Raw genomic sequence first — 8,338 nt, forward strand, 5'->3', positions numbered from 1 at the left:
TAGCATAGGTACATCTTTTTTTATTTCAGATCATCATAATTCTTTATGGGTAGCATATCATGTAAAATGCCCATTTTGAGAACAAAACGAAATGTTCTGAACAGATACAGTTTTTCGCAGAAAAAAACGGCTATTTGTTTCCTTTTATGTAATTATAGACAAAATACTAGGAATATTATGTATAATATTGTATGATAGTGGGCATGAAAGGGGGATAGTTTTGGTAAATACCAATTTCTAATTTGAAAGGAATCATCTATTATGTATTTATTTATTATTAGTGCTGAAGTTTTATTTTGGGTTTTTGTTGTTGCAGGCTTGATCGCAAGGTATATGTTTGGCTTGAAGAAGTTAGGCGGTCTTCTTTTACTATTTACCCCCATTATTGATATCCTGTTACTGATTGCGGTGTTCATCACGGTGAAAAGTGGCATGGAGATTACGACTGCTACTGGCTTGGCGGCCTGTTATTTTGGTATTACAGTAGCATTTGGTCATAGGTTAATTAAGTGGGCGGATGTACGGTTCTCCCATTGGTTTGGTAAGGGACCCAAGCCTGAACGCAAGTATGGTGCTGCTCATGCAAAAGAGGAACGGATAGGATGGTTGCTTCACCTTTTGGGTTGGGCTATAGGTAATGCTTTGTTGCTCGCCATCATTGTGTATGTTGATGATCCTCAGCGTACGATGTCTTTGGAGGGCATTATGCAAACATGGGCAATCGTTCTGGCAATCGACTTTGTTGTCTCCTTTAGCTATACTGTAGCTCCCAAAAAACAAAAGCGTAGTCTATAAAGGTTAAGGCTTACACTTAGATGATATCTGGCTGGTCACTCAGGATGTTCAAATCGGAAGAGTCATTGTTGGTGAAAATGAAGTGGTTACTTCCGGTAGGTGGGTGATTCTGTCATCGGAATGTAAATATTTACAAAAATATGCGGATTTTATGTTTAACTCGCTTTGACAGTCACCTTGTTTTTGCCTCGCTACCTTTTTTCACATACATGTATTCCTTTCGATTTGAACACAGACCAACAGAAGCAACACAACTATTTCTTGTGAGATGACAGACAGCATACACGATGTGTTTTCCAGACCTTAGTAAGAAGGATCGTTGTAAACGAATTTATGGGTCTAGTATGGAAACGCTTGGAATTAGAAAAAATTGGTCTCGAGATTACAGCTGAACTCAACTGCGGAGTAGTGTTCTACCCATTCACACAAATTTTAAAATAAATTTTGTGATTTGCCTAAAACGTCGCCTATCCAAGTTTGGCAATTAACGCGATAATATTCCAGGAAAGATTACATATGTCTATAAATGTAGACATACGCAATTAAGTTGTTATTTTGTTTAAAAATGTAAAAAAAAAGAAAGGTGGTTTCTGTGGCAGTACTACTGAGCGGTAAGAACATTTTGATTATGGGCGTGGCTAATAACAGGAGTATTGCCTGGGGGACAGCTCAATCTTTAGCTGCTGAAGGAGCACAGCTCATTTTTACTTATGAAAATGAGAGGGTTGCAGAGCGGGTACTAAAGCTTGTTGAAACCATTCCGGGAGCACTGGTCTGTCCTTGTAATGTACAAAGCAATGAAGAGCTTGATGCATTGGCGGATTTTCTAAAAGAAAAAGTAGGCGTATTGCATGGTTATTTTCACAGTGTCGCCTATGCTAAGGCTGAGGACTTGGATGGCTTGTTCGTTGACACTTCTCGCGAGGGGTTCGCTGTTGCCCAAGAAATCAGTGCCTATTCTCTGGCTGCTGTATCCCGTCGAGTATACCCGCTGATGACAGAGGGTGGAAGTATCGTCACCATGACGTATATTGGCGCAGAACGAGCGATCAAAAATTACAACGTTATGGGTGTGGCGAAGGCTTCACTGGAAGCCAGCATGCGCTATCTGTCGAATGATCTGGGCACATATGGCATTCGTGTAAATGCGATTTCCGCTGGTCCGATACGGACCTTGGCTGCCTATGGCATTAAAGATTTTAACACAATGCTCAAACATATTGAAGAAACTACGCCCCTACGCAAGACGGTTGATACGTCGGAAGTCGGAGATACGGCGTTATTCCTATTTTCCCATTTATCGAGAGGCATTACGGGTGAAGTTATCCATGTAGATGCTGGATACCATATTACGGGGATGTAAGGAGGGAACGTTGTGCTTATTACGCATACGGATTGCCGTATTATCTCACCTGAAGGAGTTATGACTAGGGAGCGTCTGGAGCGAGACGTTACGATCTTCTCCCGGATGTTGACGCTCAGAGGAATTCCCGAAGACGGTAGAGTGATTCTGAAAGCGGCCAATTCCTATTGGTTTGTTGTGTCTCTGTTCTCCCTGTGCAATATTGCTGTTTCGGTGACTGTGGTGGACGAGCAGACTGTGCTCGATGAGGTGGCCCAAATCTATGATGAAGCGGGTGCCTGTTGCATCCTTACGGATTCCGATTTAGAACTTCCTCATGCTCTCGTTATTCTGATTCAAGATCTGATTCAAGAAGAAGCAGTACACCCGGATTGGGTGGGAGAGCCAAAGCTTGAAGCCCTCGACTTTAGCAAGTGGTGCGAGAGGTCAGATGCGCTCATTCTGTATTCTTCAGGTACGACAGGCAAACCCAAGGGAATCGTGAAAGCTGGTTCAGCTTTTATGGAGAATATCAGGCATTCCATACACGCCATGAACTACCTACCGTCTGACCATATGCTCCCCGTTGTGCCTTTTTCTCATTTTTATGGAATCTCACTTATCTTCTCCTGGTGGTTAACTTCATGTTCTCTCATCATCTGCAATCCAAAAAACCTCTGGAGCGTCATTGCAAGTATTACGAAAGACCGGGCGACGGTCGTAGACGCTAACCCCTCTGCTTTTTACACCTTGTTGCGTATGCTAAACCGAAAACCCGAACAACTGGAAATGGTCAAGGAAGCTCCGGTGCGCATGTGGTGCGTAGGCGGTTCCCCACTTACCCAGGACCTTGAAGAGAAATTTAACAACATATTTGGACAGCCCCTGCTGAATGGTTATGGCCTTTCTGAACTGGGCAACGTTACGCTGGGGACGCTAGAGTGTCCGAAGGGTTGTGGCCTACCATTACCTGGTGTGGATCTGAAAATACTAGATTCTACAGGCAACCAGCAGGCGGACGGTATCGTAGGCGAAGTGTGGATACGCAGTGCTGGATGCATGGAAGGTTATCTAAATCGTCCAGACCTGACGCAATCCGTTCTACAGGACGGCTGGTTCAAGACGGGGGACCTGGGCTATCTGGATGACGGAATGCTGTATGTCATTGGTCGCAGCGGTAAGACGGTCAACCGGATGGGCTACATGGTATCTCCGGTCTATATTGAGGACCGAATTGGTTCGCTAGGCTACCGATCCTGCGTGATTACCTTGGAGGATGAGGCTAAAGGGACATTGCTTGTCGCATTCATCGAAAGTGATTCCTCACAGGTCGTGCCTGTGCTCCGCAAAGAGATGAGTCAGGTACTCCCTTCATACATGTTTCCCGATCTTTTGCTTCCGCTCGATCATTTTCCTTTAAATCGCAATGGAAAAGTAGATCGTCTGGAGATGGAGCGTGTTGCTCTAGAGAAAGCTGCTTCTCGCAAAGCATAACAAGATATATACCAAAACTGCATACAGGAAAGGGAGAATGTGCCATGAGTATAAATCCAGAACTGGCAGAAAACACACTGTTTCTGAAAAGGCATGAATCTATTCTGAAATGCCTCAATTATTTGATTGAAAATCGGCAGGAAGTGATGGATATTCTCACGCAATTTTCATCCTATCGGGCCGCCAATGCAGAAATTGACTCCACGATCCTCACACTTCAAGGTGCTCTGCAAGAAGTTCAGACCTATCAGCCAAGCTGGCAACGATCTATGGCTGTATTTATGCCTTCCAACGTCATTTTGTACTCCTATGCATTATACCTCTTGATTCCGTCCCTGTACGTTGAAAATATAGACTTTCGCCCTTCTTCTCACGTAAACGAGTACGTCAACATGCTGCATGAAAAGCTTCAGGCTGTACACGGATTACCCATCTATATTCGTAAGGTCAGTCAAAGGGTTTTTATGGAAAATTCGGTTATGCCAGCTGATATTGTGGTGTTCACCGGGAGCTATGTCAATGCGGAGAAGATCAAAAAACAAATCCGAAAAGACCAACTCTACATCTTCTATGGACAAGGGATCAATCCTTTCGTCATCGGACCCGATGCCGATCTGGAACTGGCGGTTACCGATGTAATCCGAATGAGACTGTTCAACTCAGGACAGGACTGCCTGGGACCCGACATCATTCTGGTACATCAAGAGGTGAGTGAGCATTTCAAAGATCTGCTGATTCAACGGCTTGACCAACTTGTGTTTGGAGCCAACGATGATCCGAACGCAAACTATTCCCCTATTTTCTATAAAGATGCGCTGAACTCGGTTTCTGAATATTTTAATACGAACGATAAGTTTATTATCTACGGCGGTGGCATTGATTTCCGTACGAAAAAGATGGAGCCGACGGTTGTATATAGTGAATTGGATCAGAATCTGGAGATTATTGAGTATTTTTCGCCAGTCTTCAATGTAGTTAGCTACCAAGACGACGAGCAATTGATCAAGCGTATCTCCTCCAGTTATTTCAGTGAACGTGCAATGGGTTGCAGCTTATACGGATCGGAGCACCTGACTGACGTTCTGCGAAAGAAGCACACGCTGACCATTAATCAGACGCTTGAGGATGTGGATCAAGGTAATAAGCCTTTTGGTGGCTACGGCACGATGTCGAACTATATTTTTTACGATTTCAAGCTCATTTCGAAGCCGATCTTGATTTCAGAAATTGTCGCCGAATATTTGTCGGAAAAGAGGAGTTTGGTATGACTGCGAGCTTCTTTCCCTGGGATGCCATCATTGGCTACTTAAAATCGGCTGGGGTTCAGCATCTCTTTGGATTACCAAGTGATGATCTCAAAATCGTATCGTCACTCCCCTCATCCGGTATGGATTTTATCCTGTGCAAAGATCAACGTAATGCTGTGTTCATGGCAGCAGGTTATGCGCTCACCACCAACCAGATGTCCGTGTGTGTTGTGGGGAAAGGCCCTGCGCTCAGTAATACACTCACAGGGCTGCTGGAAGCCAAAAACCTGGGCGCTCCGCTCCTGCTTCTGGCGCTTGGTACTGGCGGAGACAAGCTGGGTACCCGATCCTTTCAGGAAGCGGATCAAATCTCACTCGTGAAGCCGCTCGTAAAATGGGCTTATCGTGTCGAGCATGTGGATCGGCTTGTATGGGCGATGGAGCGGGCTGCCTTTTTGGCTATCAATGGAGCACCAGGTCCTGTCTATATCGAACTCCCTGAAAACCTAATGGACCAGCCTGTGCCAACAGGGCTTCAGTTTACCCCACCAGAAAAGGTGTCGTGCTCTCCGTCTCATCGGGAGTTGGATGCATCGTGGGGAATTATTGAGAACGCCCGCAGGCCACTCATTCTAGTCGGAGGCGGAATGAAGTCAGGTACAGGCGATGTGATTGAACGGTTTGCTAACCAACATGGAGCGGCCTTGTTCGCAACCGCCTCGGGACGGGGGGTAGTTGATGAAGACCACGAACTCTTCTGTGGTGTTGCGGGACTCTATACAGATCTTAGTCTAAGACAAATCTGGAAGGAATCTGATGTGGTAATCACACTGGGCAGTCGATTGGAAGAAACGGCTACTTTTGAGTGGGATATTTTGCTACAGGATACACCTTTGATTCAAGTCAATGTAAATCTGGAGGATTTTGCACACGAGTACAGGGGTATCAAGGTGCTTGGTGATGGATATGCAGCGGTGGAGCAGTGGCTTGAACGGTGCGTCCAGGAGCCTGATGGAGTGTGGCTTGAAGTGATTAGGAGCTGTAAACAGGAGGCTTTTTCTCACAGGGCTATTTATTTGGAAGAGCTGAAAAAGACCCCTGGAATCCACGTTCCTGAGCTGTTGGACATGATTCAGACGGAGTTCCCTGAAAATCTGGTGCTTCTTCAAGAGAATGGATTGCAGGATATGTGGTCCTATTTTTATCCATATTTTCGCTTTGCCCAAGGCTCTCTTTCGATTGTTCCTAGTGATCAAACGAGTCTTGGATTCGGTGCGGCTGCTGCTCTGGGAGCAAGCGTGGCAGCACAACGTCCAGTAGTGGCACTTGTAGGTGACGGTGCGTTCAATCTCTTTTGTTCGGATTTTATGACGGCGGTGGAGTATCAAATACCGTTAATCTATCTCGTACTCAATAATGGTGGGTATGGTTGGTTACAGAATCAAATGAATTATAAGCATCTCACAGGGCAGTCCCTCCCGTTTGTTTCTGAGGCGGCCAAGACAGGAATTCAAATTCCTCAGTATGAGTTTGTGGAAAGCCTTGCAATTCGGAGTAAGGGAGAGGCACGCGAACAGCTTCAGCTTGCTTGGCAAAAGTATCAGGAGAATAAGCTTGTGGTCGTCGAGGTATATGCTGATCTTGCGGATGTGCATGAAAAAATCAGTCATGTGTATGGCGACTTTCCTCTCTACGAGCAACAGGCTTCTAAGAATTAATTTCAATGAAGGACGTGGATACAGTGAGAAGACGTGTTGTAGTGACTGGACAGGGAGTCGTAACGCCGGTCGGGCTTAATCTTACGGATTTCTGGAATTCACTGTTGGAAGGAAAAAGTGGAATCGGACCTGTCACTGCTTTCGATACAGCGGACATTCCGACAAAGATCGGTGCACAGGTTACGGGCTTTGACCCATTGCAATATATGAGCAAGAAGGAAGCTAATAAAGTCGCACAGTTCACTCAGTTTGCTTTGGCGGCTGCCCGGCAGGCAGTGGAGCAATCAAAATTAGTGATTGATGAGCGGAATGCAAGTCGCGTGGGAGTTATTGTCGGCTCTGGAGCAGGCGGCCTCGACGTTATAGAGGAGAACTTTGGGAAATTAACAAAGCTTGGTCCCAAAAGAGTTTCTCCTTATTTTGTTTCCTCGATGATGATTAATTCAGCACCTGGTGAAATCTCCATTGCTATTGGAGCCAAGGGGCCTTCTTTTGCTGTGGTTACGGCTTGTGCCACAGGAAGTAATGCCATTGGTGAGGCATTACGTACGATCCAGTACGGCACGGCTGATGTCGTGGTTGCCGGTGGAGCAGAAGCCAATTTTAGTCAGCTTGATCTGGCATCTTTTGCGAATATCCATGCTCTCTCCAGACGTAATGAAGAGCCGCAGAAGGCTAGTCGTCCGTTTGATGTGGATCGCGATGGATTCGTCATCGGTGGAGGAGCAGGAGTCTTGGTGCTGGAGGAGTTGGAGTATGCTTTGAACCGCGGAGCCACCATTCTGGCCGAAGTTGTGGGTTACGGATGCACAACTGATGCGTATCATATCACGGCTCCAGATCCCTCTGGCTCCGGCCCGGCAGAAGCGATCAATATCGCACTGCAGGATGGCGGCTTAACACCGCAGGAAATCGACTACGTCAATGCCCACGGTACGAGTACGCCATTTAATGATCGTATGGAGATTAATGCTATTCAAAAAGTATTCGGGGAGCATGCCCCCCGTTTGGCGATATCGTCTATTAAATCCATGACTGGTCATTTAATGGGCGGTGCAGGGGCAGTCGAATTAATTGCGACTGTGCAGAGTATGATTCACAGCAAAGTACCACCGACACTCAATTGCGACAATCCTGAGGCTCCTGAATTGAATTTTGTGCCGCATGTATATCAGGAACGCGAGGTCCGCGCGGCGATTAGCAATTCATTTGGTTTCGGAGGGCACAACGTCTGCCTTGCTGTTCGCAAGTGGGAAGGGGAATAAGCCTGTGAGCGAAGAGCTAATCCATATCCCGGATGTGCTTCCGCACCGGTACCCATTTCTTCTGTTAGATGGCGTGACCGGGTACGAAACGTCGCAATGGGCGAAGGGATACAAGCTTGTCACCTGGAGTGAGTGGTTCATTACTGACACTAACCCATACATGCCTCCTATGTTGATTGTGGAGTCGCTTGCACAATTAGCGGCATTCGCTGCGATTGATAAAAAAGGCATTTCATACCTGACTAACCTCAATGGAATTCGATTCCACAGCTTGGCCAAGCCTGGAGACCGAATTGATCTCTATTTTGAAGTGATCAAGCGTCGGCGGGGCTATATTCTCGGAAGCGGTCGGGCTTCCGTAGGGGATCGATTGGTGGTTGAGGCGGAAGAAATTGTTTCACTGGATCAATGACGGGGTGGAAGCGCACGTTAAACTGTCCTTTTGTCCTCCTGACTGCCAGGTGCAGCGGGAGGATA

7 protein-coding genes are annotated in these 8,338 nt (G+C 46.3%); all 7 read left to right on the forward strand.

What is annotated here, in order from left to right:
• The first annotated feature begins 261 nt into the window (after window positions 1–261).
• The 7 genes from ACWGXJ_RS00380 to ACWGXJ_RS00410 all read left to right on the forward strand — a co-directional run bounded on the left by ACWGXJ_RS00380 (window position 262) and on the right by ACWGXJ_RS00410 (window position 8,273).
• Window positions 262–795, forward strand: a complete 534-nt coding sequence (locus tag ACWGXJ_RS00380; RefSeq protein ID WP_250267120.1) for a hypothetical protein — start codon at window positions 262–264, stop codon at window positions 793–795.
• Window positions 796–1,387: 592 nt separating this feature from the next.
• Window positions 1,388–2,158, forward strand: coding sequence for an enoyl-ACP reductase FabI (gene fabI / locus ACWGXJ_RS00385; RefSeq protein WP_013308164.1), 771 nt, complete (start codon window positions 1,388–1,390; stop codon window positions 2,156–2,158).
• A 12-nt stretch (window positions 2,159–2,170) separates the two neighbouring features.
• Window positions 2,171–3,631, forward strand: a complete 1,461-nt coding sequence (locus ACWGXJ_RS00390) for a class I adenylate-forming enzyme family protein (protein WP_053324333.1) — start codon at window positions 2,171–2,173, stop codon at window positions 3,629–3,631.
• Window positions 3,632–3,675: 44 nt separating this feature from the next.
• The gene (locus tag ACWGXJ_RS00395) at window positions 3,676–4,899 is read left to right on the forward strand and encodes an aldehyde dehydrogenase family protein (protein ID WP_013308166.1); all 1,224 of its coding nucleotides are present in this window, start codon (window positions 3,676–3,678) and stop codon (window positions 4,897–4,899) included.
• A complete protein-coding gene (locus ACWGXJ_RS00400; RefSeq protein ID WP_452565920.1) occupies window positions 4,896–6,596 on the forward strand; it encodes a thiamine pyrophosphate-binding protein in 1,701 nt (566 codons plus the stop codon). The genes ACWGXJ_RS00395 and ACWGXJ_RS00400 overlap by 4 nt, the downstream gene beginning before the upstream one ends.
• Window positions 6,597–6,619: 23 nt before the next feature.
• On the forward strand, window positions 6,620–7,861 hold the full coding sequence (gene fabF / locus ACWGXJ_RS00405) for a beta-ketoacyl-ACP synthase II (protein WP_069290771.1): 1,242 nt from the start codon (window positions 6,620–6,622) through the stop codon (window positions 7,859–7,861).
• A 4-nt stretch (window positions 7,862–7,865) separates the two neighbouring features.
• Window positions 7,866–8,273: a 3-hydroxyacyl-ACP dehydratase FabZ family protein gene (locus ACWGXJ_RS00410; RefSeq protein WP_025721676.1), complete on the forward strand. Its 408-nt coding sequence runs from the start codon at window positions 7,866–7,868 to the stop codon at window positions 8,271–8,273.
• The last annotated feature ends 65 nt before the right edge of the window (window positions 8,274–8,338 follow it).

The sequence above is a fragment of the Paenibacillus sp. S33 genome, assembly GCF_053615415.1.

Excerpts from the sequence above, each read along its gene's own strand:
- ACWGXJ_RS00380 (WP_250267120.1), top strand. The coding sequence starts at position 262 with ATGTATTTATTTATTATTAGTGCTGAAGTTTTATTTTGGGTTTTTGTT.
- ACWGXJ_RS00395 (WP_013308166.1), top strand. The coding sequence starts at position 3,676 with ATGAGTATAAATCCAGAACTGGCAGAAAACACACTGTTTCTGAAAAGG.
- ACWGXJ_RS00400 (WP_452565920.1), top strand. The coding sequence starts at position 4,896 with ATGACTGCGAGCTTCTTTCCCTGGGATGCCATCATTGGCTACTTAAAA.